The organism is Streptomyces sp. NPDC090994, assembly GCF_044768905.1.
Lineage (GTDB): Bacteria > Actinomycetota > Actinomycetes > Streptomycetales > Streptomycetaceae > Streptomyces.
On record NZ_JBIVWS010000037.1, the window covers coordinates 1 to 25,818 of the forward strand.

Below are 25,818 nucleotides of genomic sequence, written 5' to 3' on the forward strand. Positions count from 1 at the left end.
CGGTCCCTGCGGGAGATCGGCATGGCGGAGGACGACATCGACCGGATCGTCGACATCGCCCTGGGCAATCCCTACGCCAACCCCCGTGACGTGACTCGGGACGGTCTGCGGCAGTTGCTGCGGGCCGCGTGGTCGGGAGAGCCCCCGGCCGTACGTTCCTGATCGGCGCTCCCGACGCCGCGCTGCCATGCCGCGTCCGCTGTGTCCGTCAGCGCCGGCTGGAAAGTCCGGCGGCTGTGGCCGGCGGGCGCACGCACGCGTGCCGGACGGGTACGGGAGGCGGTGACGGAGAGGGACGGCGTGGTGCGGTGATGGTCGGCCCGGCCAGGACCGGCTTAACACAACGTTGACACCACCCTATTGACGACTCGGTCGCCCATCGGCCAGGCTCGGTGAGGTATTACACATCACACCCTAGGAATCCGACCGGGCGGAACCGCGTGCGGGTTCCCGACCGAAGGGGCGCAACGTGAACACCAGGGTGGCCGACGGGCCGCAGAGCCGCGGACAGCAGGTGAAGTGGATCCTGGGCGGCTCGATCGGCAACTTCATCGAGTGGTACGACTGGATCATCTTCGCCCTGCTCGCACCGGCTTTCGCCGGCTACATCTTCCCGTCGGACAGCGAAGCCACGTCGGTCATGCTGACCTACCTGACGTTCGCCGCGGGCTTCCTGGTCCGCCCGCTGAGCGCGGTGGTCCTCTCCCCCTACGGCGACCAGTACGGCCGGCGCAAGCTGCTGTCCCTGACCATCGTGCTCATGGGCGCCGGCAGCCTGATCATCGCGCTCACCCCGGCGCACGACAGCATCGGCGTCCTCGCCCCGGTCCTGGTCGTCACCGCCCGCGTCATCCAGGGCATCGCGACCGGGGCCGAGTTCCAGGCCGGTTCCACCTACGTCGTCGAGCAGGCACCGCCCCGCCACCGCGGGCTGGCCGGCTCCATCATCTACAGCGGTACGGCGGTGGCGAAGATCGCCGGGACCGGCATAGCCGCCCTGTCGGCGAGTCTCGCCCCGGGCGTGCTGCCCGAGGCCTGGGCCTGGCGGGTCCCCTTCCTGCTCGGCGCCGTCTTCTCGCTCTACGCCCTCTACGTGCGGTTCCGGACCCCGGAGTCACCGGAGTTCGAGGCGGCCAAGGAGACGAACAGCCTGGTGGACAAGCCGCTGCGGGCCCTGTTCGCGAGCCACAAGGGCAGCATGCTGCGGGTCTTCCTGCTGGTGGCGCTGGAGTGCCCGTTCACCATCTGGACGACGTTCCTGCCCACGTACATGCACCTGACCGGTGACATGCCGCTGGACGAGGCCCTGCTGGGCGGCACGCTGAGCCTCGTGGTGTTCTTCTTCGCGCTGCCCCTGGCCGGCGCGCTGTCCGACCGGATCGGGCGCAAGCCGCTGCTGCTGGTCACCGCGGTCGGGTTCCTGCTGTACACGTACCCCGCCCTGCGCCTCCTCGACGGCGCCTCGTTCGGGACGTTCGTGCTGATCGACTCGGTCGGGTGCGTGCTGCTCGCCGCGACCTGCGGACCGCTGCCGACCGTGCTGTCGGAGCTGTTCCCGACCGAGTTCCGCATGAGCGGCATCGGCCTCCCCTACGCGGCCGGGGTGGCGGTCTTCGGCGGCACCGCCCCGCTGATCGCCACGGCGTTCATCGACGCCGGGCACACCCTGTGGGTCGGCTTCTACGTCACCTTCGTCGCCCTCCTCATGGTCGTCAACGTGGCCACGATCCGGGAGACGGGCCACACACGGAAGGCGGCCCAGGACGCGGTGCCGCCGGCGCCGGCGCCGGAACAGAGCGCCGCGCGGCGCGTCCCGTCCTGACCGCTCCGGCCGACCTGGAACAGAAAGTACGCGCCATGACCATCGGCAAGACCGTCCGCGCCATCGACCTGCACTGCGAGGGGGAACCGAGCCGGGTACTGACCGACGCCCACCTGCTGGTGTCGGGCTCGACCATGGCCGAGCGGCTGGAGTACTGCCGGACCCACCTCGACGATCTGCGCCGGTTCCTGCTGCGCGAGCCGCGCGGGTATCCGGGCATGTGCTCGGCCCTGGTGCTGCCGCCGACCCGCCCCGACGCGGACTTCGGGCTCGTCGTCATGACGCAGTCCGGGTTCAGCCCCATGTCCGGTACGAACTCCATCTGCGCGGTCACCGCGCTGCTCCAGACGCAGGCGCTGCCCGCCGTGGCGCCCGTCACCTCACTGGTGATCGACACCGCGGTCGGACCGGTCCGGGCGGACGCCGCCCTGACCGACGGCCGGGTCGACCATGTCACCGTGCACAACGTCCCGGCCTTCGCGACTCATCTGGACGTTCCCCTGGAGGTGCCCGGGGTCGGCACGGTCCGGGCCGATGTCGCGTTCGGCGGTCAGTTCGTCGTCCAGATCGCCGCCCGAGACGTGGGTGTCGACCTGTCCCCCAGGGCCGCGAAGGACATCACGCGCGTCGGCGCGCTCGTCAAGATGGCCGCCCGGGAGCAGTTGTCCGTGCGCCACCCGGACAACCCGGCCATCGACTACATCGGCCTGGTCATGCTGCACGCCCCCGCCGTGACTCCCGGTACGTCGGCCCGTACCGCCACCGTGATCACCACCGGGGAGCCCGTGCCGGACCGGCCGGAGAGCTGGACCGGCACCCTGGACCGGTCCCCGTGCGGCAACGCCACCTGCGCGCGGCTGGCCGTCCTGCACGCACGCGGCGAACTGGCCGAGGGGGACGGCTTCGTCAACGAGAGCCTGCTGGGTACCACCTTCACCGCGTCCGTCACCTCCACCACCACGGCCGGACCGCACCGGGCGGTGCGGCCCAGCATCCGGGGGCGGGCCTGGGTCACCGGGACGGCGCAGTTCTCCCTCGACCCGCGCGACCCGTTCCCGGCCGGCTTCACCCTCGACGACATCTGGGGCACCGGGAGGTGAGGCGCGGGGGCGGACCTCAGCGGCTCCCGGGCCGGGCCGGGGCGCCGACCCGGTCGCCCGGCACCGGTGCCGGCGCCGGGTCCGCGTCCGCCGCGGGTGCCGTGCGCCGGGGCGCCGTCAGCACCGCGAGGCAGGCCACGACCAGGGCGATGCCGGTCCAGCCGAGGGCGGGCAGCCGCTCGCCGACGACCAGGACGGCCAGCACCGCGGCGACGGCCGGCTCCAGCAGGGAGAGGGTGGTCGCCGTACTCGCCGGGACCCGGGCCAGGCCCCAGCCGAACAGCACGTAACCGAGGAACATCGGCACCAGCGCCATGTAGACGCCGACGCCCGCGTTGGTCCACGAGGCGGTCAGCGGGGCGCCGGTGGCGAGCAGGACCGGCATCAGGAGCAGACCGCCGATACCGAAGACGGCGCCCATGGCCGCGCCGGAGGTGGCGCCGCGGTCGATCAGCCGGTGCGCGGCCCACGAGTAGAGGGCGTAGGTCACTCCGGCCACCAGGCCGAGGCCCACACCGAGCACGGTCGCCCCCGTGGACCGGCCCGTGGTGCCGGAGCCCGCCCCCGCGGCCTCGGCGGCGCACAGCAGCACCGTGCCGGACAGGCCGAGCGCGGCACCGGCCGCCCAGCGGCGGGTCAGGCGGCGCCGGTCCGCGACCCGCTCGATCAGGGCGGAGGCGAGCGGGGCCGAGCCGATCGAGACGACCGTGCCCGCGGCGACCCCGGCCAGGTGCATGGAGCTGTAGAACGCGAGCGGGTAGGCGGCCACCGACACCGCGCCGAGCAGCACGGTGCCGCGCCGCGCCCGCAGCGCGGGTGCCTGACGGACGAGGGCGGGCAGGGCGACGGCGGCCTGGAGCAGCCCGCCCAGGCCCATCGCCACGGCCCCGATCGCGAGCGGGCCGACGCCGGGGGCGAAGGTGGCGGCGGTGCCCGTCGTGCCCCACAGCAGGGAGGCGAGCAGGACGCACAGGGCGCCGGCGGCGGGCCCGGCGGGGCGGTTCACAGGCGGTCCAGGAGCTGCTCGGCCAGCGCCTTGGCGTGCCGCACCCGGGTGCCCGCGCCCTCCAGGCCGGCCCGCACCATCGAGCCCTCCAGCAGGAACGACAGGTGTTCCGCGAGCCGCCGCGCCTCGTCGTCCCGGCCGGGCAGCAGCTCGGTGAGGTGCCCGGCGAGCAGCGACTCCACCTCTTCCTTGTGGCGGCGGACGACCGCACGGCCGGGGTCGCCCGGCGGCAGCTCGGCGGCCGCGTTGAGCAGACCGCAGCCGCGGAAGCCGCCCTCGTACGCGAAGGCCGCGTGGTCGGCGTAGGCGTCGAACACGGCGAGGACGCCGCCGCGCGCGTCCGCCGCCCGGGCCAGCCGGCGCCGGTAGAGCTCCAGCCACTCCTCGTGCCGGGCGTCCAGGTACGCCTTCACCAGGTCCGCCTTGGACGAGAAGTTGTTGTACAGGCTCATCTTCGCCACGCCGGCCTCGGCGGTGATGGCGTTGATGCCGGTGGCGGTCACGCCGTCCGCGTAGAACCGGCGGGCCGCGGCGGCGAGCAGTTGCTCGCGTACGGCTCCCTTGTGCGCCCCCGGCCGGGCCTCGGCGTCGTCGGTGCTGGTCATGGGCTTCCTTCCGTCACTAGGTAGACCAGTCTACCTAGTGAGGCAGGGGCACCCGCTAGCGGAGGACGAAGCCGGCACCGAGGTCGTCGTCAGGGTCCAGTTCGAAGCGGTGCTCGCCCGTCCTGTACGCGGTTCCGGTGACCTCCGGGACCACGGCCGGGTAGCCGTCGGCGGTCAGCTCCGCGGCGACGCGGGCGACGAAGCGGCTGCCGACGATCGAGTCGTGGACGAGGACCTGCCCCGCCTCGAGCACGCCGGTCGCGGCGAGCACGGCGACGCGCGAGCAGGTGCCGGAGCCGCACGGGGAGCGGTCGACCTGTCCGTCGGCGAAGACGGTGACGTTGCGCTGGTGGGGGTTGCCGTCGGCGTCGGTGCCGAGGTCGTCGTAGAGGATGGTGCCGTAGATGCCGCTGAGGCGGTCGTCGACGGGGTGGCGGGCGTGCGCGGTCTCGTTGAGCGCCCACTTCACCTCGCGTCCGACGGCGATGAGGTCGGTGTAGTGCTCGGGCGTCACGGCCAGGCCGACGGCGGCGGCGTCGAGGTGGGCGTAGATGGCACCGCCGTAGGCGATGTCGACGGTGACCTCGCCCCGGGAGGTGGTGAGCGCGACCCGCTCGGCGAGGCGGTAGCTCGGTACGTTGACGAAGTCGATGCCGGTGATCCGCTCACCGTCGCCGCGCACCCGCAGGGTGACGCGTCCGGACGGGACGTCGATGACGACGGTGGTGGTGCCGGAGGGGTCGCGCTCGACGCGGCCGGTCTGGACGGCCCAGGCCGCGAGGGCGATGGAGCCGTGGCCGCAGGCCGTGGAGAAGCCGTCCTTGTGCCAGAACAGCACCCCGAAGTGGGCGCCCTCGTCGTCGGGCGGCGTGATGAACCCGCCGTACATGTCGGCGTGTCCGCGGGGTTCGGAGCACAGCAGCCTGCGCAGGCCGTCGACGTCGGGGTCGGCGATGGCGAAGGTGCGGCGCTCGGCGACGGTGGCCCCTTCGATGGCGACGGGCGGCTCGCTGACGATGCGGAAGGGCTCGCCGCCGGTGTGGTAATCGACGGTGCTGATCACCAAGGGCTGCTGTCCGGCCATGGGCGTCTCCTTGCGCAGTGGTCGTACCGCACGTGCACGCGCGGCCGTCGTCGTCGGTGGTCGGTGATACGGACTCTTGCCATCCGGTGACTTAGGTGTAATACATTACCCAACACCCGTCAACGGCCGGCCTCTCCGAGCGCCTGCCCTGACCGGCGAGACCGGCGATCCCCACGCCCGCAGGCACCGCCTCGGGACGCGGACGCGGCCGGTCGTCCCCGCGCGAACGCGCCATCCCCCACCCCACGGCTGCGCAAACCACGCGAAGCCCGACCGCCATGACGAGGAAGAGGGCCGGAGATGTCACCGACGAACCCCCTGGGAAGAGGCTCCGGCCTGTTGCGCCGCATCCCGTTCGGATCGACCGACGAGATGGAGCACGGCGGCGCGCTGCACCGCACACTCGGGCTGTGGCAGCTGACCGCCATCGGTCTGGGCGCGATCATCGGAGCGGGCATCTTCTCGCTCGCGGGCGCGGTCGCCCATGACATCGCGGGCCCGGGCGTGACACTGTCGTTCCTGATCGCGGGCGCAGCGAGCGCGGCGGCGGCGCTCTGTTACGCCGAGTTCGCCGGACTGATCCCGCAGGCCGGCTCCGCCTACACCTACGGCTACGCGGTCCTCGGCGAGCTGGCCGGCTGGCTGATCGGCTGGGACCTGCTGCTGGAGTACACGGCGATCGTGGCCGTGGTCGCCATCAGTGTCTCCGGATACGCCAACTTCCTCCTCCAGAATCTCGGCGTCCAGCTGCCCACCTGGATGCTCGGGGCCCCCGGCACCGGCGAGGGGCACCGGGTGGACCTGCTCGCCATGGTGCTGTGCCTGCTGATCACCTTCCTGCTGAGCCGCGGCATCAAGTCCAGCGCCCGCACCGAGACCGTCCTGGTCGGCCTCAAGGTCGCACTGGTCGTCGCCGTCATCGTGGTGGGCGCCTTCTACTTCGACGCCGACAACCTGCACCCCTATCTCCCGCACGGCTTCGGGGCCACGGTGACCGGCGCGGCCACCGTCTTCTTCGCGGTCTTCGGCTACGACGCGATGACCACGGCCGCCGAGGAGTCCCGCAACCCCTCCCGCGACCTGCCGCGGGCCATCCTCATCTCGCTGGCCATCGCGATGGTGCTCTACGTGCTCGCCGCCACCGTGCTCACCGGCATGCAGCCGAGCGCCGCGCTGCACCCGGAGAGCGCGTTCGCCCACGCCTTCGCCGCCGTCGGCCTCGACAGTTTCGCCGAGATCCTCGCGGTCGGCGCCATCCTGGGCATCGTCACCGCCATGTTCGCCCAGTTGCTCGGCGCCTCCCGGATCGCGTACGCGATGAGCCGCGACGGCCTGCTGCCCCGCTGGTTCGCCCGCGTCGACGCCAAGCGCCAGGTGCCGGCCCGGCCGACCTGGCTGCTCGGCGTCATCGCCGCCGGCATCGCCGGGTTCAGCCCGATCGTCACGGCCGCCGAACTGACCAACATCGGCATCCTCATGGCGTTCGTCGTGGTGTGCGCCGCGGTGATCGTGCTCCGCTTCCGCGCGCCCGATCTGCCCCGCAAGTTCCGCACCCCCTGGGTGCCGCTGGTGCCACTGCTGGGCATCGGTTTCTCGCTGTACCTGATCAGCAAGCTCCAGCCGCTGACCTGGCTGCGGTTCGGCGTGTGGGTCGCCCTCGGCCTGACCGTCTACGGCTTCTACGGCTACCGCAACTCACGCCTGGCCACCGCGTCCGGACAGCCCGACGGGCAGCAGGAGAACACCCAGAACCCGGTCGGCAGCTGACACTCGCACAGCACAGGCCGGTGCGGCCCGCACCGGCCTTCGCCGAACGATCAGGAAGCGGGCTCGGCGCGCCCGGCCCAGATACCCCGGCTGTGAGCCAGGTGAGCGCGCATCAGTTCGGCCGCCCGGTCGGCCTCCCCGGCCTCGATCGCGTCGACCAGCGTGAGGTGCTCCTCACCGGAGTGGGTCAACTCGCCCTGGTCCGCCAGCTTCTGCAGGCCCTGCATCCGGGCCTGGTCCCGCAACTGGGCGACCATCGCGACCAGTCGGCCGTTGCCCAGCAGCTCCAGCAGACCGAGGTGGAACTGCCGGTCCTTGTCCAGGAAGTTGACGAGATCGCCCTCGCGCGCCGCCTCGGTGAGCTCTTCGGCCAGCCGCCGGAACCGCGGCACCGGGGCCCCGTCCAGGATCCGTACGACATCGGCCATGGCGGGCACTTCCAGCATCGTCCGGATCCGGAAGATCTCGTCCAGGTCGTGCTCGCTGAGCTGGGGCACTCGGAAGCCCCGGTTGCGCATGACCTCGACCATCCCCTGGTTGGCCAGGTCCATCACCGCCTCGCGTACGGGCGTGATGGACACCCCCAGCTCCTCGGCCACGCTGATCACGCTGCGCACCTCACCCGGCTCGATCCGTCCCAGCACGATCCTGGTCCGTAGCTCCTCGCGCGCCTGCTCGCGCAGGCTCACGGACTTCAGACGTGCGGACGGGGCGGCGGCGGAGCGGGAGACGGTCACACCTCATACATAACACGGAACCTCCGACCCGCCGCGGACCCGATCAAGTAAGGTGTAATACCTTACTCAGTACTGCCACCTCTCCCGTGCCGCGCGGGGAGGCCCACCACACGACGATGCGGAGTCCCCATGTCGACCGTCGCCCTGACCCCCCACGAGATCCGCGAAGCCGTCAGCATGCGCGAGGCGATCGACGCGGTCCGCAGCGGCTTCATCGATCTCGCCGCCGGTGAGTTCGAGATGCCCACCCGCACCGTGCTGCGCGACGGCCAGTTCCTGGTGATGAACGCCCACCACCGGGCCACCGCCTCCGCGATGATCAAGACACTGAGCCTCGACTTCGACCGGGTCCCGGCCATCGCCGGCACCGTGGTCTGGGCCGAGACCCGGCGCCCCGACACACTGGTCGCCGACGCCGGCGCCGTCACCACGCTGCGCACCGGCGCCGCCGTCGGCGTCGCCACCGATCTGCTCGCCCCCGCCGACGCGGGCCGGCTCACCATGATCGGCGCGGGCGGGCAGGCCCCCGACCAGGTCCGCGCCGTGCACACCGTGCGCCCGCTGCGCGAACTGACCGTGGTGGACGCCGACCCGGCCCGCGCGGAGGCCCTGGCCCGGACCCTCGCCGACGAGCTGACCGGCACCAGGATCAGCACCGCCACGGACCCCGAGGCCGCGGTCGGCGACGCCGAGATCGTCTGCTGCGCCACCCCGGCGACCAGCCCGCTCTTCACCGCCGGGGCCCTGCCCGCCCGGGTGCACGTCAACGCCATCGGCGCGTTCCGGCCCACCATGCGGGAACTGCCCGACGAACTCCTCGCCGGCAGCACCGTGATCATCGACGAGCGCGAAGCGATCCTGGAGGAGTCCGGCGAGATCCTGCACGCCCTGAAGAGCGGCGCGATCACCCAGGACAGCCTGACCGAGCTGGGCGCCGCCCTGACCGCGGCCGAGGCACCGAGCGGCGACCGCACCGTCTTCAAGACCGTCGGTGTCGCCATGCAGGACTGGGCCATCGCCCGCCTGCTGGCCGACAAGTTCCTGCCCTGACCCGGACCCCGCCCCAGAACTCCGCTCGGTTCCCACGCGCCGTTGCCCGAGCGGAACCGCCCCGGCCGCGCCACCCCTTGCGGCCGGGGCTTGCACGGCCCGGCACGCCGGGGCAGCGTGCGGCGCGGGCAGCCCGTACACCATTTCCCTTCGACCGCTCGCACTGCGCGTCGCACAGCGGCACATGTCCTGTGGCGAGGAGAAACTGGTTCCGGGTGGACACCCGTTTCGGAGCAGCCGGAACATGGCGATAGGGGAGATCCGCTGGAGGGCTGACTGATCACCGCCGACCAACGCTGGCACCGTCCGACATGCACACTGACGGCAGATCTTCGATCCCACAGCCGACCACAGAAGTAGCGTCCCGATCCAGAGACTTGCACATCACGCGCCTATGAGTGGACCAGGCTGCCCGCTGCCGCAGGATACCGCCGTCACGTTGCAGCCCTTGTCGCCGTGCAGTTCGCCGGGCCGCCGGTTCGAGGTGGACCTTCAACGCGGGCGAGGTCCAGTTCGGCGGCGAGCGACACCGCGACGACGGCGTGGTCGACGTTGGCCGCGAGGATCTGCCCCTCGGACGGCTTGGAGGAGGTGAACCGCACGAAGGCGGTACGGCGGGGCAGCAGGGTGCGCACGTACAGCGGGTCGCAGCCGTCAGGATCGACGGCGGCCCCGGTGTCGGCACGGACCGGGCCGGCCGGTGTGACGACGTCGCAGAGGGCGCGGTCGACCCGGAGGACGCGGCCGGGCAACACGAGACCCCGGTCCGCGTACGGGGCGGACTCGGCCTCCCAGCCCGTGTCCCAGTCGTACGGAACGAGTGGATGCGAGGACGAACCGAGTGAAAAGAAGAAAGACAAGGGCTGCACCTTCACGAAGGTGACCTCGGCGCCGCGCCCACGAAAGCGGAAAAGGAGTGAGGTCAGCCGACGGTCGCGGAGGGGGACTTGACGAACTTCCGGATGCGGCAACGCCCATCGCAACGACAGTCATCGGTCAACACCTCCCGGCTCACCCGTCCCTCCGCTCAGGTAGCCGAGCAGTCCCGCCCGTTGAGCGTGAAGTGCTCCGGCACCGTGTTGCTCCCCTCCCACGTGGCCAGGAAGCCGAAGGACAGGGTGCCGCCCGCGGGGACCGTGGCGTTGTAGGGGACCGCGGTGGCGGTGACCCGGGGGCCGGTCGGGGTGTGGGTGGCGTCCCACATCTGGGTGATCCGCTGGCCGTCGGGGAAGGTCCAGGAGACGCGCCAGGTGTCGAGGGCTCGGGCGGTGGTGACGGTGACGGTGGCCTGGAAGCCGGCCGGCCATTGATTGACGAGGTCGTAGTGGACCTGGCAGGGCGACGGGGCGACCGTGGCGTCGTCGAGGGCGGGCGTGGCGGTCGGTGTGGCGGGGGCGGCCGTGGCGGTGCCCTGCGGTGCCGGGTTCCGTCGGAGGGTGGCGGTGGCGGTGGCCGGGGCCGAGGGGGTGGCCGTCGGTGATTCGGAGCCGGCGGGGGCGGGGCGCGGGGGCGGGGCGGAGGAGGAGCCGGCCGGAGGGTCCGGCACCGGCTGCCGGCCGGCCGTCGCGGACGGGGCGGCGCTGGGGGCGGCGCTGGAGGCGGCTGGACCGCCGAAGGGGCGCAGGGACGCGGTGAGGGCCAGCAGGGAAATCAGCGCGGCGGTGGCCAGGAGGCCGCCGCGGACCGCGCGGGCCCGGCGGGCGCCCCGGCCGCCCGGGATGGCACCGTCGTCGTCGGCCCGTGCCGGGCGGACGGCGGCGAGGCGTACCTCGGCGGCCCGGCGGCGGCGTTCCAGGTAGGCCGGGCCGCCCCAGCCGATGACGCCGTCGGCCAGGGCCACGGGCAGGGAGCCGGGGTCGGTGCGCAGACAGCCCGCCGCCTCGGCGCAGTCGGCGCAGCCGGCCCGGTGGCGGGAGAGTTCCTCCGAAGTACCGGTGTCCGCCGTGTCCAGCAGGCGGGCGGCGTGGTCGCGGCAGGTCTCGTCGGCCGGGCCGTCGAGGTGGTCGCGGCGGCAGCGGTCCCGGAAGAGGTCGCGTGCCTGGGCGAGTTCGCCGGTCGTGGCGGCCGGGTCGAGGCCGAGCCGGCGGGCCACCACGGGCAGCGGCAGGGCCTCCACCTCGGCCAGCCAGAGCAGTTCGGCGTCCGGGAGCTGCATGTCCCGCAGGGCGCGCAGGGCGAGCGGGCGGCCGGCGGGAGGTCCGGTGTAGCGGGCGGCCCGGTCGGAGCGGAGCCAGCGGCGGAGGCCGGGGGTGAGGTCGTCGCCCTGTCCGGTGGCTTCCCAGGACGCCGCAGTGGTGCGTACGGCGGTCAGCAGGAGGGGGATGGGCGGCAGCAGCCGGACCGGGCGGCGGCCGGGTCCGGAGGCCGTCCGGGCGGCTGTCGCGCCGCGTGCCTCGCGCAGGCCCCGGGTGAACGCCTCCGTGGCCAGCCGGGCCGCCGCGGCGGAACCGGCGGTGCACAGGTCGGCGTAGGACAGGACGGCGTCCCAGCACTCGGGGAACCGGGCGGCCTCGGCGTTGTCGGAGGTGGCGCCGGCGGCGTTCTGGGGCATCGGCAGGTCGTCGGACATGGATCTCCCGCGTCACACGGGCGAGACCAACTCCGGCACGCCGACGGTGGAGTTGGTGGTACCTCGCGGCAAGGGGCGAGCTTGTCACGGGCCCGGCGCGCCTGACAAGCGTTCCGGCCCGGAACAGCGACGGCCCGGCCGCCGGGCGTGCGCCCGCGCGAACCGGGCCGGACCGTTCCGCGCCCCTCACCCCGGCGGGGTCACACCTCGACGGGCGTGTCCGCCGGGAGGCTGTCCATGAAGGAGCTGACGGAGAAGACCGCGTTGCCGGCACCGGGCGGGCCGTAGCCGGGGGGCGAGGAGAGGCCGAAGTCCTCCATGGTCTGGCGGTAGGCCTGGAGCAGGCGGATGTGGTACTCCAGCGGCGCCCCGTCGGGGTTGGTCTTGCCGAGCGGAGTGGTCGGCTCGGGGCACCAGGTGGTGAACCGGGGCGTGATGCCGTGCGACATGAAGAAGCGCAGGCCCTCGGTGGTCGAGGCGATGGCCTCGTCGACGGTCTTGAAGCCGAAGGGCTCGGCCATCTCCACGCCCGCGACGAAGTTGGGGATCACGTTGCGCGGGCCGAAGACCTCGGTGGAGTCCAGGATGCGCCGGTGCCACTCGTCGCGGCCGACGTAGCGCTCCTTGCCGGGGCAGTACATCTTGAACAGGTACTCGTCCCACACCTCGAAGTTGGGGTGGTAGATCTGCACGCCGTAGTCCTTGAACCGCTGGACGTCCGGCTTGGGCAGCGCCTGGGCGACGACCTTGCCGATCCAGCGGCCCGGGAAGTGCTCCTCGATGGCCTTGGCGTACCGCCCGTAGAAGTCGGCCTCGTCCAGCCCTTGCACCTTGGAGGTGATCGCGCCGCCGGTGAGCGTGTACGCGGTGGAGATCTTCGCGGTGTCGTACTTGTCGATGATCTCCAGGGCTTCGAGGACCTCGTCGACGTCCTTCACGCCCGTGTACGGCCGGCCCGCCGCCTTGTGCTGGCGCCAGTTGTGATTGATGTCGCAGTACTGGCACTCCTCCTTGGCGCCGAAGTACTGGCAGACCCGGAACGCGGTCAGGTAGATCAGGTAGCCCCACTGGATGGTGGGGGCCACCTCCATGACCGACTTCCCGTTGGAGAGCTTGTGCCGGTAGTACTCGGGCATCGGCGGCACGCCGACGTCCGCGATCCGCTTGCCGTCCAGGTAGAGGCCGAGAACACCGTCCTCGTTCGCGGCGACCCGGTACGGCGACGACGGGTTCACCCGGACCGAGACGACGGTGCGGCGCAGGTCGTAGGGGCCGCCGGTGAGGATGATCTCCTCGGGCGGGCGGCGCAGCGCGGCCTCGCCCAGCTCGGGCAGGGTGCCGTGGTCGAAGGAGAAGATGAAGTACGACTTCGGCTTCACCTCGCCGTCCTCGTTGTCGGACAGTGCGCTGGGGTCGAAGGCCACCCCGCCGCGGAGCAGGTCCTCCTTGAAGACCGCCTCCCGCGGTACGTGCGGGAAGCGCTCCATCAGATCCTCGACCAGCGCGGTGCGGCTGCCCATCCTGTGTCTCCTCCCGGCTCGCGTTCGACTTCTCACGGTATGCCCCCGCCGGTACGTCTTCCCCGGCGGGGGCCCTCTCGGCGTGCCAGGTAGGTTTCCGGCGGGGGCCGCGGGCCCTCGTGATCTTCAGGGAGGGCTGCGGACATGACCGACACCACCGTGACCAACTGGGCCGGCAACATCACCTACACGGCCAAGGAGCTGCACCGGCCGCACTCGGTCGACGCGCTGCGGGCGCTGGTGGCCGGCAGCGCCCGGGTGCGGGTGCTGGGCAGCGGGCACTCGTTCAACGCGATCGCCGAGCCGGGCGCCGACGGGGTGCTGCTGTCGCTGGCGGACCTGCCGCCGGAGATCGACGTGGACCGGGCCGCCCGTACGGTACGGGTGGGCGGCGGCGTCCGGTACGCGGAGCTGGCCCGGGTGGTGCACGCCCACGGTCTCGCCCTGGCCAACATGGCCTCGCTCCCCCACATCTCCGTCGCCGGTTCGGTGGCGACCGGCACCCACGGCTCGGGCGTGACCAACGGCTCACTGGCGTCGGTGGTGCGCGAGGTGGAGCTGGTGACGGCCGACGGTACGGCGGTGACGCTCGCGCGGGGCGACGAGCGGTTCGGCGGCGCGGTCACCTCGCTGGGCGCGCTGGGTGTCGTGACGGCGCTCACGCTGGACCTGGAGGAGGCGTACGAGGTCGAGCAGTACGTCTTCGGCGAGCTGCCGCTCACCGCGCCGCTGGACGAGGTGCTGTCCGCCGCGTACAGCGTGAGCCTGTTCACCGACTGGCGGGCGCCGGGCTTCCGGCAGGTGTGGCTGAAGCGGCGGACGGACCGGCCGCTGCCGGACTTCCCCCACGCGGCCCCGGCCACCGGGAAGGCACACCCGGTGCCGGGCATGCCCGCGGAGAACTGCACCGAGCAGTTCGGCGTGCCGGGGCCCTGGCACGAGCGGCTGCCGCACTTCCGCGCCGAGTTCACGCCCAGCAGCGGTGCCGAGCTGCAGTCGGAGTACCTGATGCCGCGTGAGCACGCTCTCGACGCGCTGCGCGCGCTGGACGCGATACGGGACGTGCTGGCGCCGGTGACGCAGACCTGCGAGTGGCGCACGGTCGCCGCGGACGCGCAGTGGCTGAGCCCGGCGTACGGGCGGGACACGGCGGCGGTGCACTTCACCTGGGTCGAGGACACGGCGGCGGTACTGCCGGTGGTGCGGCGGGTGGAGGAGGCGCTGGACGGGTTCGCGGCCCGGCCGCACTGGGGGAAGGTGTTCACCACGGCGCCGGCCCGGCTGCGGGAGCTGTATCCGCGGCTCGGTGACTTCGGGGCCCTCGTACGGGAGCTGGACCCGGCGGGCACGTTCACCAACGCGTTCGTCAGCGAGGTGCTGACCGGCGGACCGGCGTGAACAGCGCGACGGCCGCGATCAGCACGCAGCAGGCGCCGGCCGCCGCGGCCACCGGAGTGGTGCCGTGCCGCTCGGCCGCCCAGGTCAGCAGGGCCGCGCCGAGGGGCGCCGCCGCGTAGTGCAGGGTCCAGAAGGCGGCGGTGACCCGGCCGAGCAGGTGCTCGGGGGTCACCTCCTGCCGCAGGGACAGCGAGCAGGTGCCCGCCATGCCGACGCAGGCCAGGAAGGCCGCGCTCAGGACGGCGACGGCGGGCACCTCGCGCACCCAGCCGAGGCCGGCGAAGGCGAGCCCGCACACCGCGACCGCGCCGGTCCAGGTCCGGCCGAAGCCGAGCCGCCGGCGGACCCGGGCGACGAGCAGGGCGCCGGTGACGGTGCCGAGGGCGCCGGCCGCCATGACGATGCCGACGGTGTGGTCGTCGTGGCCGAGGTCGTGCTTGAGGTGGTAGATGACCAGGTCGTTCAGGCCGAGGGTGAGGAAGCTGAACCCGGCGAGCAGGACGGTCAGGGCGCGCAGCACCGGGTGCCGGCAGAGGAAGCCCGCCCCGGTCCGCAGGTCCCGCCAGAGTCCGGGCCGTTGGTCCGGCGTCTCCGGCGTGGCGCGGGCCCCCAGCCGTACGAGGACCAGGCAGGCGGCGGAGACGGCGAAGCTGGCCGCGTTCACGCCGACCGCCGCGGCGGGCCCCGACCAGGCGGCCACCACTCCGGCGCACACCGGGCCGAGCACGCCGGCCGCGGCGGCGGTCGCGTTGAGCCGGCCGTTGGCCTCGGTGAGCCGCCCGGTGCCGACCAGGCCGCGTACGACGGTGACGTAGCCGACGGCGAAGAACATGCCGACGGCCTCGCACAGCGGCAGGACGACGTACAGCAGCCACAGTTCGGGCCCGAACAGCCAGACCACGGGGATCACCCCGTACAGGGCCGTGCGGACGAGGTCGCAGCCGATGAGCAGCTTGCGGCGGTCGACGCGGTCGACGACGGCCCCGGCGAACACCGCCGCGAGCACCGAGGCGGCGCCGCCCACGGCGGTCAGCAGTCCCATGCGGGCGATCGATCCGGTGGCCTCCAGGACCAGCAGGGGCAGGGCGATCAGGGCGAAGGAGTCGCCGAGGACGGAGAGGGTCTGCGCGGCCCAGAAGACGCCGAAGTCCCGTTGCCGCCACAGGGGGCGCGGGGCGGCGGCATCGGGTGCCCGCCCGGTCTTCGGGCGGTGGTGTGCCTCGTACGTCATCCGGTCCCTTCCCCGTCGGGTCACCCGTCGCGGTGTGCCGGGTCACCGTAGGACGGACGGGGAAGGGACCGGTAACGAATTACGGGCGGTCGGTGCCGTCAGTGGTCCGCGCAGCACGGCGTCGGGTCCGGGTCCTCGAAGGGGACCAGGGTGCCGCCGATGTGGGGCATGGCGGCGAGGGTGAGTGCGCCGTTCTCCCAGTGGGGGCGGACGAACTCCCGGGTGACGAGCCGGGTTTCCGGGTCGGGCTCGCCGGGTGTGCCCAGGACGCGGACCCGCTCGATCGCGGAGCGGTCCAGCAGTTCCGCGACCGTGAGGGTGCCGGTCAGGGCGGCGGCGCCCGGGTAGAGCACCGCCCGCCCCTGGTCGTCCCAGGCGCCGTCCGTCACCGTGTGCCCCTGGGCGGTGAGCCGCTGGCGGGCCGCGTCGACGGCCGCCCGGTCCCCGGCGGCCAGGGACAGCGCCACGCGCCGCCGGCCGCCCTCCCGCACCAGGTGGGTGCAGCCGAACAGGCCGTCCTCCTCGGTGAATCCGACGGCCAGCTCGCGCAGCAGGTGGTCGGCGTCGCGCAGCGAGGTGGCGTCCGTGTCGACGGCGATGACGTACGGCGGCGGGGTCACGACGGCAGGACCCAGACCGGGTTGGAGTAGAACCAGAGGTCCTTCCACGGGTCGGCGTCGCCGATGACGTCGATGGCCGGACCGTGCGGGTCCACGGCCGCGCCCATCGGGCCGACGGCGGAGCGGTTGCCGTCGGTGCCGCGCAGCCGCAGGTAGACGGGGCGGTCGACGCGGCCGAGGTCGTAGGTGAGGGTGACCGTGCCGGCGTTCTTGTTCACCTCGTAGGACTTGACGACCTTGGCGGACGGGGCGGTGAAGGTGTCCTTGTCCTGGACCTCGCCGGTCACGTCGCCCTGGATGACGTCGACGCGGGCCAGGGTGGGCTGGAAACCGGCCCAGTTGGGGCCGCCGGCCAGGGCCACGTCGACGCTGAGGGTGACGCGGGTGCCCTTCTTGACCTGGAGGGCGCCGCCGAGGGTGGCCCAGCGGCTGCCGCCGGAGACCCGGACGTCGAGGCCGGAGATGAGCTGGCCGTGGTCGACCCAGACGCGGCCGGCGCGGATGCCCGCCATGACGGCGGCGTAGGAGAAGTTCTCGGCGCCGACGTGGGTGCGGCTGTAGTAGCCGGGCCAGTAGTCGTTCTCGGTGATGTCGATCGAGCCGCCGTAGACCGGGTCGTCGTAGCGGCCGTTGGCGTCGAAGTCGCCGCCGCCGCGGGCCGCGGTGTCGCCGTAGACCTGGTGGGAGTCGGAGTTGGCGGTGATCCACCAGGGCTTGCCCTCGGCGAGGAGGCTGTCCCACAGGCCGCCGACGGTGGCGGTCATCCAGTCGAAGCCGCCCCAGGTGCGGTAGGACTCCAGGGGGTAGTCGGCGAAGGAGTTGGAGCCGGGGCTGTTGTTGTAGATGCCGCGGGCGCCGCCCGGTCCGAGCGGCGTGGGCAGGCCGCCGGCCTGGTGTCCGGGGGCGCCCTCCATGCCGACGGCGATGCGGTGGCTCGCGGAGGTGGCGTCGCGCCAGGCGCGGATCTCGTGCGGGGAGTCGATGCCCTTGCGCGCCGGGTGGTTGGCGAGCATCAGGGCGTCCTTGACCTTGCGCCGCTCGACCTGGTCGGCGAGGAAGGCGAGGCCCGAGATGGCGAGGGCCTCGTTGGCGGGCGAGGAGCCGGTGGCGGCCTTGACGGCGCCGTCGTAGCCGGTCTCGAACTGCTTGAGGACGGAGACCTCGTTCTTGCCCGGGTGGACGAAGACGGTGCCGTGCTCGGCGGCCGGGATGTTCCACTCCAGGCCCTGGAAGACGAGGGTGTCCTTGTGGGCGCTGCGGGCTTCCTGGATGTCCGGGTTGACCTTCTCCACACCGATCTTGGCGTGGGTGGCGCTGCCGTGGTCGGTGATGACCAGCCAGTCCATGCCGTGCCGGGCGCCCTGGCGGACCTGGTCGCCGACGCGGTACTTGCCGTCGCTGCTGTACTGGGTGTGGATGTGGTGGTCACCGGCCAGCCACAGGAAGCCCTTCTTGCCGTTGCCGTTGCCGCGGCTGCCCGCGAACGCCGGGGCGCTCGCGGCGCCCGTCAGCACGCTGCTCGCGGCGAGGCCGGCGCCGAGCAGGCCGGCGCGGCGCAGCAGGGTGCGGCGGGACTGCTGCTCGGGGCTGAGCGCCTCGTCGGGTACGGAGGTGTCGAACGCGGCGGGCAGGGGCGCCGTCTCGTGCGTGTGCCCGTGACCGTGGTCGTGACCGTGGTCGTGGTGGTGGTGATGGCCGTGTCCGTGTCCGTGCCCGTGACCCATGTCGCTCCTCGTGGATGGCCGCCGTCTGCGCGGCTGCGTCGCTGCGGCCACACCTGGGGTGCGTGGGCCGCGTGAGGAGAATCGATGCGCGAGGTGACCTGGGGACGACGTCCGGGTGAGCGGCGGGCGTAGTCGACACGTCCGGTCGGCCTTTGGGGCGCGGGGACGTCAACGGGTGTGGTAATGCGGGGAGTTGCAATTACCAGGCAGTCTCAGCTGCGCATGATGTGCAACACGGGGGCGTCAGCACGACGTGAGGTCCGGTTCCTCCGGTGCGGGCCGGTCCATGATCGGCTGGAGGTGACGGGTGTAGACGGCGGACCACCGCGAGGTCTCTCCCGGGGACTTCGCCATGACGGCCGACAACGCCTCGCACACCTCCTGTCGCAGCTGCCGCTCCTCGCCGTCCACCGCCACCCCGTAGCCCTCCGAACCGCCGAGGCTTTCGAGGGCCTTGGTCTGGGCGTCGTACTTGTCGGCGAGTCCGGCGACGATGACGTCGTCGGTGGCGACCGCGTACACGTCGGTCTTCGGGTCCAGCAGTGCCTTGACGCAGTCCTCGTAGCCGGCCCGCAGCGCCATCCGGTCCGCCAGCCCCGCCTTCTCGAGCCACGGTACGTAGACCGACTCCCTGGCGGTGCAGACTTCCGCGGTGCGGTCGTTCTGCAGGTCGCTGAGGTCGTTGTACTCGCGGTTCTCGCGCACCAGCAGCCCCTTGAGCGCCTCGAAGTAGGGGCCGGCGAAGCGCACCCCGTCCTGCTTCTCGCGCCGTTCGTCGATGCTGTAGGTGGCCAGCACGAGGTTGACCCGGCCGGTCTTCAGGGCGTCGTCGCGGTTGTCCGAGTTGACCTCGTAGAACTCGACCGCGTCCTTCCCGAAGCCCATCTCGCGGGCGATCTCGTAGGCGAGGTCGACCTCGAAACCCCGGTAGGTGCCGCCGTCCCGCTCGCTCAGTCCGGGCTGGTCCTTCTTGACGCCGACCCGCAGCACGTCATGGGTGTCGCCGAACCGGGGGCCGCCGTCCCGCTCCGGCGCCACGGCTCCCTTGCCCGAGCCGGCGGCGTCGGAGGCGTCGGAGGCGTCCTTCCGGTCCGCCCAGAGGAACCACGCCGCGCCCGAGAGCAGCGCCGCGCAGACCACGGCCGCCGTCACCCGCCACCGGGTCCGGCGCCGGGCCGCCCCCTCGCCTCCCCTGCCTCCGGGGTCCCGCGGCGGCAGGGGAGGCGCCTCCGGTTCCCAGGAAGCGGCGGCCGGTGCGGTGACGGTCGGGGCGGCCTCCCGCAGCATCCGTTCCGCCGCGGCGGCGTCCGGGCGGCGGCCGGGGTCCTTGGAGAGCAGCGCCTCGATCACGGCGGTGAGCGGACCGGCGTACTCCATGGGCGGCACCGGCCGCTCGCGTACGGCGATGAGGACTTCGTAGGCGGTGGTCCCCTCGAAGGGGCGCCTGCCCTCCACCATCTCGTACAGCGTGACGCCGAGCGCCCACAGGTCGGACGCGGTGGACGCGGGGCGCGGGCCGGCCGGTGTGTGGCTGAGCAGTTCCGGCGCCAGGTACTGCGGCGTCCCGATGATCTCGTGCGACCGGGTGACCTGCGCGGCGCCCTCGAAGGTGGCGATCCCGAAGTCCATGAGGAGCGCGAGCCCGTCGGGGCGGAACAGGATGTTGTGGGGCTTCACATCGCGGTGCAGTACGCCGGACTCGTGCACGGCGGCCAGTCCGCGCAGCACCTGGAGGCCGATCCCCGCCGCCTGGGGGACGGGCAGCCGCCGCCGCTCGCGCAACAGGTCGGCCAGGGAGCGTGAGTCGAGCAGTTCCATCACGATCCAGACCTGGCCGCCGTCCTCGATCACGTCGTGCACGTCGACCACGCTCTGGTGCCTGATCCGGGCGATGGCCTGCGCCTCCCGGCGGGCCCGGCTCACCCAGGTCGCCTGGGCCCCGGGGTCCGCGGCACCCGGGTACAGCAGCCCCTTCACCGCCACCGGACGGTTCAGACGCGTGTCGAGGGCCTCCCAGACCACGCCCATCCCGCCACGCCCGAGCTGCCGCCGCAGCCTGTACCGGCCCGCGATCACCGTGCCCGGTCCGTCCCCCGGACTGTCCCCCGGACCACTGTCGACGGTGTTCTCGCTGCGCATCCCGACCCCCACGGTTACCGATACGGACAGCAACCCTAGACACACGTCGGCGTCCCGGTGTCGGAAACGCGGCGACAACACCCGTCCTGGTCACGGGGGCGGATCAGCCCCGCGCACCGCCGGGATTGCCTACATTGAGGCCATGCCCCGTGCCGGCCTCACCACCGAGCGTCTCGTCTCCGCCGCCGTCGAACTCGCCGACGCGGTGGGGTTCGAACACGTCTCCCTGTCCGCGCTGGCACGGCGGTTCGGCGTGCGGGACGCGAGTCTGTACTCGCACGTCAGCGGTCTGCGGGAGCTGCGCGTCCGGATGGCGCTGCGGGCCGGCGGCGAGATGACCGACCGGATCGCGGCGGCCGTCGGGGACCGGACCGGCCGGGAGGCGCTGGCCGCGTTCGCCGGCGCCTACCGGGCGTACGCGCTGGAGCACCCGGGCCGTTACGCCGCCACCGGCATCCCGCTCGCCGGCCGGGACGACGCCGACGCCCTGGCCGGCTCGGCGGTGATGCGCCGCACGGCCGAGGTCACCCACGGCGTGCTCCGCGCGTACGGCCTGGCCGAGCCCGACCTCACCGACGCCGTACGGCTGTTGCGCAGTACGTTCCACGGGTTCTGCGCGCTGGAGGCAGCGGGCGGGTTCGGTGCCCCGCGCGGCCTCCAGGCGTCCTGGGACAAGGCGGTCGACGCGCTGCACGTGGCGCTGGTGCACTGGCCCCGGGCCCCGGCCGGCGCGGGGGCCGGTCAGGACAGGTCGCCCACCGCGTCGGCGTAGTACGCCGACTCCGTCAGGTGCAGGGCGAGCCGGCGGAAGCTCCAGCCCGGGCCGGGCGAGTGGTCGAGCTGGTCGTCGGTGAGCGCGTCGAGGCGGTTGGCCCAGATCCGGGCGAGCCGGGTGAGGCGGCTGCGGGCCTCGTCGAGGTCCTCGGCGGTGAAGGGCGCGCGGTCGGCGTCGGTCGTGCTGGCGGAGGCGTGCCAGTGGTCGGGCTGCGGCTCCTCGCCCGCGAGCCGGGCCTCCAGTTCCGCCAGGTGGTCGACGAGGTGGTCGGCGACCCGCCGGATCGCCTTGTGCGGGGTGTAGACCCGGTCGTCCACGTGGGCCGGTACGCCGTCCCAGCGGGTCCAGGTCCCGGCCAGCGCGAGGACGTGGTCGACCATGGCGGTGACGGCGTCGGAGGGGCGGGTGCTCGGGATGACGGTGGTGCTGTCGTTCATGTCCGGGACTCTAGGCGCGGGTCGGTTCGGTGCCCGCCGAACCGTCCTGGTGCGGGGCGGCCGGTGGCGTACCGTCAGGGACCGGCCGCCCCGCCGCCGGGCCGCCCCGCGCGTCCTACGGCCTGACCCGCCCGGCGGGTACGAGACGCAGGTCGACGAGCGCGTCCCGTACCAGCTCCGCGTACACCGTGGCGCCGTACTCGGAGGTGTGGGTGTTGTCGCGCTTCTCGTCCGTGAGGTAGAGCGCCTTGGACCGCTCCACCCCGAGGGACTCCACCAGCGCCTTGGTCCGCGCGGTGAGGTCGATCAGCGGGACGCGCCGCTCGGCGGCGACGGAGCGGACGACGGCCGGGTGGTCGACGCCGAGGCCGTTGGCGAGGAGCGCGGTGCCGTTGTCGAGGGTGCCGTCGGCGTTGAACCAGCGCCGCACGATCGGCGTGACCAGCACCGGCCGGCCGCCCTCGGCCCGCGCCTGGTCGACGAGGGTCTCCAGGTTGGCCCGGTAGGTGGCCCCGTCCGTCGTCTTGTCGTTGTGGGCGAGCTGGACCAGCACCAGGTCGCCGGGCCGGATCAGCGGCCGGACGGTGTCCCACATCCGCGGGTCGGCCAGGTAACTGACCGTGCTCTCCCCGGAGTCGGCGTGATTGGCGACGGACACGCCCGCGCGCAGGTACTGCGGCAGCCGCTGCCCCCACCCGGTGTACGGCTCCCCGGGCTGGTCGCAGACGGTCGAGTCGCCGACGAGGAAGACCTGCCGGGCCCGGTGGGCCGGGGTGACCCGGATGTCGGCGAGGGCGGGCGCCGCACCGCCGACGACCAGGTCGAGCCCCGGGCTGCCGTCGGCGCCGGCGGGTTCGCCCTCCGGTGTCCGGACGTCGACAGTGAAGGAGCGCGTCGCCCGCTCCCCCGCCCCGACGGCCGTCTCCGGCAGCAGCGCCCGCCGGGTCTCCCCGCTGATCGCGGTACGGGAGGCCGCGTCGCCGCCGAGCCGGACCCGTACGTCGTACGTGCCCGGTGCCACGTCGAAGTGGCAGGTGCCGGCGACGCAGTTCTCCGCTCCCCAGGACGGCCGCCCGTCCCGTGCCTGGGCGGGCGCGGCCGTGACCGCCCCGCTCCCCAGGACGGCGGCCAGCGCCACGGCGGCCAGTGATGTTCCCGTACGCCTCATCCGACCCGTGTACACCGCTGTCCCCTCTCTCACACCGAGTCCGCGACCGGGACGCCGAAGTCCGGGGTCCCGTCCCGTTTCCAGCCGAGCCGCTGCACACGGGTGTGCCGGTCGGGATTGTGCAGCGGGTCGCCGTCGATCTCCTGGTACGGGCGCGCGTGGTAGACGAGCACGTCGGTACGGCCGTCCTCGGCGACGGTGAAGCTGTTGTGGCCGGGGCCGTACTGCCCGGTGGTGTCGTCGCTGGCGAAGACGGGGACCGGCGACTTGGTCCAGCTCGCCGGGTCCATGAGGTCGTCGTCCGCGTCGGCGGTGAGCAGCCCCATGCAGTAGTTGGCGTCGGTGGCGCCGGCGGAGTAGGTCATGAAGACCCGCCCGTTGCGGACGATGACCGAGGCGCCCTCGTTGACCTTGAACCCGACGCACTCCCAGTCGTACTCGGACGTGGACAGCCGCACCTGGGGTCCCGTCAGCGTCCAGGGGTTCGCCATCTCCGACAGCCACAGGGCGGTGTTGTTGTCCATGTCCGGCTCGTGCTGGGCCCAGGCGAGGTAGCGGGTGCCGCGGTGGGTGAAGGTGGTGGCGTCCAGGGAGAAGGTCTCCCAGGCGGTCTTCAGCTGCCCCTTCTCCGCCCAGGTCCCCCGCAGGGGGTTCGGGTGGGCGTTCTCCAGCACCCAGATCCGTATGTCCCACACGCTCTCCGCGGGCGCGGCGGCGAAGTAGACGTACCACTTGCCGTCGATGCGGTGGATCTCCGGCGCCCAGATGTGCGCGCCCATGTCGCCGGTGGCGTGCTTGGTCCAGATGACGGACTCGGCGGCGGTGGCGAGCCCGTTGATGGTGCGGGAGCGGCGCAGGACGATCCGGTCGTACTCGGGGGCGGTCGCGGTGAAGTAGTAGTAGCCGTCGGTGTGCCGGTTGATGTGCGGGTCGGCACGGTTGCGGACGAGCGGGTTGGTGTACGCGGCGGCCGGCGCGGCGGCGTGGGCGGCACCGGGAACGGCCGCGAGGGCGCCCGCGGCGGCGGCGCCCTTCAACAGCAGTCTGCGGTCGGGGGCTTCGAGGTCTTCGGGGGCATCGTCGGTGCGGCGGCTCATGCGGTGCCTCTCGATGTTTGTTCGGCATTGCGAACGGCATCTGATATGACGAACGTCGAAAAGGTAAGGGCGTGCCAGGAGAAGGTCAACGGGTCGGGACGGATCAGGCCGGCGGGGCGGGCGCGAAGGAGAACATCGCGTCCCCCTCCGGCCGGACGACCCCGTACGTGCTCTCCGGGACCTCGTTCCACGCGCCCGGCAGGTCGCCCAGGGGTTCGGAGACGATGAGGCGGGTGTCGTCGGAGGCTTCGCGCAGGAAGTCCAGGTCGGGGTGGAGGGAGCGCAGGGTCTCGACGCGGGTGCTGTAGAAGAGGGAGCGGGAGGCGCCCTGGCTGGAGTAGCGGAAGGACCACAGGCGCAGCCCGTCGGTGACGGCGACCGTCATCTGGAGCGGGTACTCGACGCCGTGCTCGTGGCCGACCCGTTCCACCAGCCCGGCCATCCGGGCCACCGCGCCCGGCGGGTCGTCCTCCAGGCCGTAGGTGAGCGCGAGGTAGAACATCACCTCGGAGTCGGTCGAGCCCTCGACGTTCAGGAAGAGGTCCGGGTCGACGGCCAGCATCAGGTCGCGCCGTACCCGCTGGAAGTCGGCGACCGCGCCGTTGTGCATCCACATCCACCGGCCGTGCCGGAACGGGTGGCAGTTGGTCTGCTGGACGGCGGAACCGGTGGAGGCCCGGATGTGGGCGAAGAACAGGTGGGAGCGGACGTGGCCGGCGATCTCCCGGAGGTTGCGGTTGCTCCAGGCCGGGCCGATCTCCCGGACGACGGCGGGGGTGTCCTTGGCCGTGCCGGACGTCCCGTACCAGCCGACGCCGAAGCCGTCGCCGTTGGTCGTCTCGACGCCCATCTTGGCGTGCAGGCTCTGGTCGATCAGGGAGTGCCGCGGCCGGTAGAGGATGTTCTCCAGCAGGACCGGGGTGCCCGAGTAGGCCAGCCAACGGCACATGGGTCGGTCACCGCCTCGTCTCGCGTCCGGCCGTTCCTGCCCCCAGGATCGCAGGGCGGGGTGGGGCGCGCGCGGCGGCGTTACGGTCGTCGCATGAGCAGCGGCACTCCCTCTTTCGCCCAGGCCCTGGCCACCGCCTCGCCGTCCCTCGTCCTGGACGGCGGCCTGTCCAACCAGCTGGAGGCCGCCGGACACGACCTGAGCGACGCGCTGTGGTCGGCGCGGCTGCTCGACGAGCGGCCCGAGGCGATCGTCGAGGCGCACCGCGCGTACTACGCGGCGGGCGCGGACGTGGCGATCACCGCGAGTTACCAGGCGACCTTCGAGGGGTTCGCGGCACGCGGCACCGGCCGGGCGCGGGCGGCCGGGCTGATGACCCTCAGTGTGGAACTGGCCCGCGAGGCCGCCCGCCGGTCCGGCGCCGCCCGGCCGCTGTGGGTGGCGGCGTCGGCGGGCCCGTACGGGGCGATGCTCGCCGACGGGTCGGAGTACCGGGGCCGGTACGGGCTCACGGTGGCGGAACTGGAGCGGTTCCACCGCCCCCGCCTGGAGGTGCTGGCCGCGGCCCGCCCCGACGTCCTCGCCCTGGAGACGGTCCCCGACACCGACGAGGCGGCGGCGCTGCTGCGGGCGGTGCGGGGGCTCGGGGTGCCGGCCTGGCTGTCGTACACCGTGGCGGGCGACCGTACGCGGGCGGGCCAGCCGCTGGAGGAGGCGTTCGGGCTCGCGGCCCGGGCGGAGGAGATCGTCGCGGTCGGCGTGAACTGCTGCGCTCCGGCGGACGCGGAGCACGCCGTCGCCGTCGCCGCCCGGGTGACGGGCAAGCCGGTCGTGGTGTACCCGAACAGCGGGGAGTCCTGGGACGCCGCGGCCCGGCGGTGGACCGGACCGTCCGCGTTCGACGCCGGTCTGGTGCGGGGCTGGCGGGCGGCCGGGGCGCGGCTGATCGGGGGGTGCTGCCGGGTGGGGCCGGAAGCGATCGCCCGGGTGGCCCGGGCGCCGGCCTGACCCGGCCGCCGC

The 25,818-nt window shown here is 73.1% G+C and carries 21 protein-coding genes and 1 pseudogene; 7 read left to right on the forward strand and 15 right to left on the reverse strand.

Going from position 1 to position 25,818, the window contains the following annotated elements:
* Nucleotides 1-469 precede the first annotated feature (469 nt).
* Both ACIQR3_RS36475 and ACIQR3_RS36480 read left to right on the forward strand, forming a co-directional pair.
* Nucleotides 470-1,822 (forward strand): MFS transporter, encoded by a 1,353-nt coding sequence (locus ACIQR3_RS36475; protein ID WP_403545630.1) that lies wholly within the window; start codon nt 470-472, stop codon nt 1,820-1,822.
* A gap of 35 nt (nt 1,823-1,857) precedes the next feature.
* A complete protein-coding gene (locus ACIQR3_RS36480; RefSeq protein WP_403545632.1) occupies nt 1,858-2,922 on the forward strand; it encodes a proline racemase family protein in 1,065 nt (354 codons plus the stop codon).
* 16 nt (nt 2,923-2,938) lie between these two features.
* On the opposite strand, the gene ACIQR3_RS36485 is transcribed toward ACIQR3_RS36480, so the two are convergent.
* Genes ACIQR3_RS36485 through ACIQR3_RS36495 form a run of 3 tightly spaced genes read right to left on the reverse strand, consistent with a single transcriptional unit; the run spans nt 2,939 to nt 5,617 of the window.
* Entirely contained in the window at nt 2,939-3,928 is a 990-nt protein-coding gene (locus tag ACIQR3_RS36485; protein WP_403545634.1) for a DMT family transporter, read from the reverse strand.
* The gene (locus ACIQR3_RS36490; protein WP_403545635.1) at nt 3,925-4,533 is read right to left on the reverse strand and encodes a TetR/AcrR family transcriptional regulator; all 609 of its coding nucleotides are present in this window, start codon (nt 4,531-4,533) and stop codon (nt 3,925-3,927) included. Before ACIQR3_RS36490 ends, ACIQR3_RS36485 begins: the two co-directional genes overlap by 4 nt.
* 55 nt (nt 4,534-4,588) lie before the next feature.
* A complete protein-coding gene (locus ACIQR3_RS36495) occupies nt 4,589-5,617 on the reverse strand; it encodes a proline racemase family protein (RefSeq protein ID WP_403545637.1) in 1,029 nt (342 codons plus the stop codon).
* A gap of 300 nt (nt 5,618-5,917) precedes the next feature.
* Here ACIQR3_RS36495 and ACIQR3_RS36500 point away from each other — a divergent pair, with 300 nt between their 5' ends.
* Nucleotides 5,918-7,384 (forward strand): amino acid permease, encoded by a 1,467-nt coding sequence (locus ACIQR3_RS36500; protein ID WP_403545639.1) that lies wholly within the window; start codon nt 5,918-5,920, stop codon nt 7,382-7,384.
* Nucleotides 7,385-7,434: 50 nt separating this feature from the next.
* Here the strand turns inward: ACIQR3_RS36500 and ACIQR3_RS36505 are convergent, their stop codons facing one another.
* Entirely contained in the window at nt 7,435-8,121 is a 687-nt protein-coding gene (locus tag ACIQR3_RS36505; RefSeq protein WP_403545640.1) for a GntR family transcriptional regulator, read from the reverse strand.
* Between the two features lie 129 nt (nt 8,122-8,250).
* On the opposite strand from ACIQR3_RS36505, the gene ACIQR3_RS36510 reads away from it, so the two are divergent.
* Nucleotides 8,251-9,171 carry an ornithine cyclodeaminase family protein gene (locus tag ACIQR3_RS36510; protein WP_403545642.1) on the forward strand — a complete coding sequence of 307 codons (921 nt, stop codon included), beginning with the start codon at nt 8,251-8,253 and terminating at the stop codon, nt 9,169-9,171.
* Nucleotides 9,172-9,662: 491 nt separating this feature from the next.
* On the opposite strand, the pseudogene ACIQR3_RS36515 reads toward ACIQR3_RS36510, so the two are convergent.
* The 3 genes and pseudogenes from ACIQR3_RS36515 to ACIQR3_RS36525 form a co-directional block, all read right to left on the reverse strand.
* Nucleotides 9,663-10,031 (reverse strand): annotated as a pseudogene (locus ACIQR3_RS36515) (GTPase RsgA); the annotation flags it as partial.
* 167 nt (nt 10,032-10,198) lie between these two features.
* Nucleotides 10,199-11,740, reverse strand: a complete 1,542-nt coding sequence (locus tag ACIQR3_RS36520; protein ID WP_403545644.1) for a cellulose binding domain-containing protein — start codon at nt 11,738-11,740, stop codon at nt 10,199-10,201.
* Nucleotides 11,741-11,940: 200 nt separating this feature from the next.
* Entirely contained in the window at nt 11,941-13,260 is a 1,320-nt protein-coding gene (locus tag ACIQR3_RS36525) for a radical SAM protein (protein ID WP_403545646.1), read from the reverse strand.
* A 144-nt stretch (nt 13,261-13,404) separates the two neighbouring features.
* Here ACIQR3_RS36525 and ACIQR3_RS36530 point away from each other — a divergent pair, with 144 nt between their 5' ends.
* Nucleotides 13,405-14,658: an FAD-binding protein gene (locus ACIQR3_RS36530; RefSeq protein ID WP_403545648.1), complete on the forward strand. Its 1,254-nt coding sequence runs from the start codon at nt 13,405-13,407 to the stop codon at nt 14,656-14,658.
* Here the strand turns inward: ACIQR3_RS36530 and ACIQR3_RS36535 are convergent.
* The 4 genes from ACIQR3_RS36535 to ACIQR3_RS36550 all read right to left on the reverse strand — a co-directional run bounded on the left by ACIQR3_RS36535 (nt 14,627) and on the right by ACIQR3_RS36550 (nt 20,372).
* Nucleotides 14,627-15,889 (reverse strand): MFS transporter, encoded by a 1,263-nt coding sequence (locus ACIQR3_RS36535; RefSeq protein WP_403545650.1) that lies wholly within the window; start codon nt 15,887-15,889, stop codon nt 14,627-14,629. The genes ACIQR3_RS36530 and ACIQR3_RS36535 overlap by 32 nt on opposite strands.
* Nucleotides 15,890-15,987: 98 nt before the next feature.
* Nucleotides 15,988-16,509, reverse strand: coding sequence for a hypothetical protein (locus tag ACIQR3_RS36540; protein ID WP_403545652.1), 522 nt, complete (start codon nt 16,507-16,509; stop codon nt 15,988-15,990).
* The gene (locus ACIQR3_RS36545; RefSeq protein WP_403545653.1) at nt 16,506-18,233 is read right to left on the reverse strand and encodes a PHP domain-containing protein; all 1,728 of its coding nucleotides are present in this window, start codon (nt 18,231-18,233) and stop codon (nt 16,506-16,508) included. The genes ACIQR3_RS36540 and ACIQR3_RS36545 overlap by 4 nt, the downstream gene beginning before the upstream one ends.
* Before the next feature lie 243 nt (nt 18,234-18,476).
* Nucleotides 18,477-20,372 carry a serine/threonine-protein kinase gene (locus tag ACIQR3_RS36550; RefSeq protein WP_403545655.1) on the reverse strand — a complete coding sequence of 632 codons (1,896 nt, stop codon included), beginning with the start codon at nt 20,370-20,372 and terminating at the stop codon, nt 18,477-18,479.
* Between the two features lie 142 nt (nt 20,373-20,514).
* Here ACIQR3_RS36550 and ACIQR3_RS36555 point away from each other — a divergent pair, with 142 nt between their 5' ends.
* Entirely contained in the window at nt 20,515-21,144 is a 630-nt protein-coding gene (locus tag ACIQR3_RS36555) for a TetR/AcrR family transcriptional regulator (RefSeq protein ID WP_403545657.1), read from the forward strand.
* On the opposite strand, the gene ACIQR3_RS36560 is transcribed toward ACIQR3_RS36555, so the two are convergent.
* The 4 genes from ACIQR3_RS36560 to ACIQR3_RS36575 all read right to left on the reverse strand — a co-directional run bounded on the left by ACIQR3_RS36560 (nt 21,114) and on the right by ACIQR3_RS36575 (nt 24,798).
* Nucleotides 21,114-21,584, reverse strand: coding sequence for a hypothetical protein (locus ACIQR3_RS36560; protein WP_403545659.1), 471 nt, complete (start codon nt 21,582-21,584; stop codon nt 21,114-21,116). The genes ACIQR3_RS36555 and ACIQR3_RS36560 overlap by 31 nt on opposite strands.
* A 115-nt stretch (nt 21,585-21,699) precedes the next feature.
* Complete coding sequence (locus ACIQR3_RS36565; RefSeq protein ID WP_403545661.1) at nt 21,700-22,752, reverse strand: rhamnogalacturonan acetylesterase; 1,053 nt, start codon at nt 22,750-22,752, stop codon at nt 21,700-21,702.
* Nucleotides 22,753-22,781: 29 nt separating this feature from the next.
* Entirely contained in the window at nt 22,782-23,849 is a 1,068-nt protein-coding gene (locus tag ACIQR3_RS36570; protein WP_403545663.1) for a family 43 glycosylhydrolase, read from the reverse strand.
* A 103-nt stretch (nt 23,850-23,952) separates the two neighbouring features.
* Nucleotides 23,953-24,798, reverse strand: a complete 846-nt coding sequence (locus ACIQR3_RS36575) for a class II glutamine amidotransferase (RefSeq protein WP_403545664.1) — start codon at nt 24,796-24,798, stop codon at nt 23,953-23,955.
* 93 nt (nt 24,799-24,891) lie between these two features.
* Between ACIQR3_RS36575 and mmuM the strand changes: the two genes are divergently transcribed.
* Nucleotides 24,892-25,806, forward strand: a complete 915-nt coding sequence (gene mmuM, locus ACIQR3_RS36580) for a homocysteine S-methyltransferase (protein ID WP_403545666.1) — start codon at nt 24,892-24,894, stop codon at nt 25,804-25,806.
* Nucleotides 25,807-25,818: the final 12 nt, after the last annotated feature.

Excerpts from the sequence above, each read along its gene's own strand:
- ACIQR3_RS36570 (WP_403545663.1), bottom strand. The coding sequence starts at position 23,849 with ATGAGCCGCCGCACCGACGATGCCCCCGAAGACCTCGAAGCCCCCGAC.
- ACIQR3_RS36495 (WP_403545637.1), bottom strand. The coding sequence starts at position 5,617 with ATGGCCGGACAGCAGCCCTTGGTGATCAGCACCGTCGATTACCACACC.
- ACIQR3_RS36520 (WP_403545644.1), bottom strand. The coding sequence starts at position 11,740 with ATGTCCGACGACCTGCCGATGCCCCAGAACGCCGCCGGCGCCACCTCC.
- ACIQR3_RS36555 (WP_403545657.1), top strand. The coding sequence starts at position 20,515 with ATGCCCCGTGCCGGCCTCACCACCGAGCGTCTCGTCTCCGCCGCCGTC.
- ACIQR3_RS36500 (WP_403545639.1), top strand. The coding sequence starts at position 5,918 with ATGTCACCGACGAACCCCCTGGGAAGAGGCTCCGGCCTGTTGCGCCGC.
- ACIQR3_RS36490 (WP_403545635.1), bottom strand. The coding sequence starts at position 4,533 with ATGACCAGCACCGACGACGCCGAGGCCCGGCCGGGGGCGCACAAGGGA.
- ACIQR3_RS36550 (WP_403545655.1), bottom strand. The coding sequence starts at position 20,372 with ATGCGCAGCGAGAACACCGTCGACAGTGGTCCGGGGGACAGTCCGGGG.
- ACIQR3_RS36480 (WP_403545632.1), top strand. The coding sequence starts at position 1,858 with ATGACCATCGGCAAGACCGTCCGCGCCATCGACCTGCACTGCGAGGGG.
- mmuM (WP_403545666.1), top strand. The coding sequence starts at position 24,892 with ATGAGCAGCGGCACTCCCTCTTTCGCCCAGGCCCTGGCCACCGCCTCG.
- ACIQR3_RS36525 (WP_403545646.1), bottom strand. The coding sequence starts at position 13,260 with ATGGGCAGCCGCACCGCGCTGGTCGAGGATCTGATGGAGCGCTTCCCG.
- ACIQR3_RS36575 (WP_403545664.1), bottom strand. The coding sequence starts at position 24,798 with ATGTGCCGTTGGCTGGCCTACTCGGGCACCCCGGTCCTGCTGGAGAAC.
- ACIQR3_RS36545 (WP_403545653.1), bottom strand. The coding sequence starts at position 18,233 with ATGGGTCACGGGCACGGACACGGACACGGCCATCACCACCACCACGAC.
- ACIQR3_RS36535 (WP_403545650.1), bottom strand. The coding sequence starts at position 15,889 with ATGACGTACGAGGCACACCACCGCCCGAAGACCGGGCGGGCACCCGAT.
- ACIQR3_RS36565 (WP_403545661.1), bottom strand. The coding sequence starts at position 22,752 with ATGAGGCGTACGGGAACATCACTGGCCGCCGTGGCGCTGGCCGCCGTC.
- ACIQR3_RS36560 (WP_403545659.1), bottom strand. The coding sequence starts at position 21,584 with ATGAACGACAGCACCACCGTCATCCCGAGCACCCGCCCCTCCGACGCC.
- ACIQR3_RS36530 (WP_403545648.1), top strand. The coding sequence starts at position 13,405 with ATGACCGACACCACCGTGACCAACTGGGCCGGCAACATCACCTACACG.
- ACIQR3_RS36510 (WP_403545642.1), top strand. The coding sequence starts at position 8,251 with ATGTCGACCGTCGCCCTGACCCCCCACGAGATCCGCGAAGCCGTCAGC.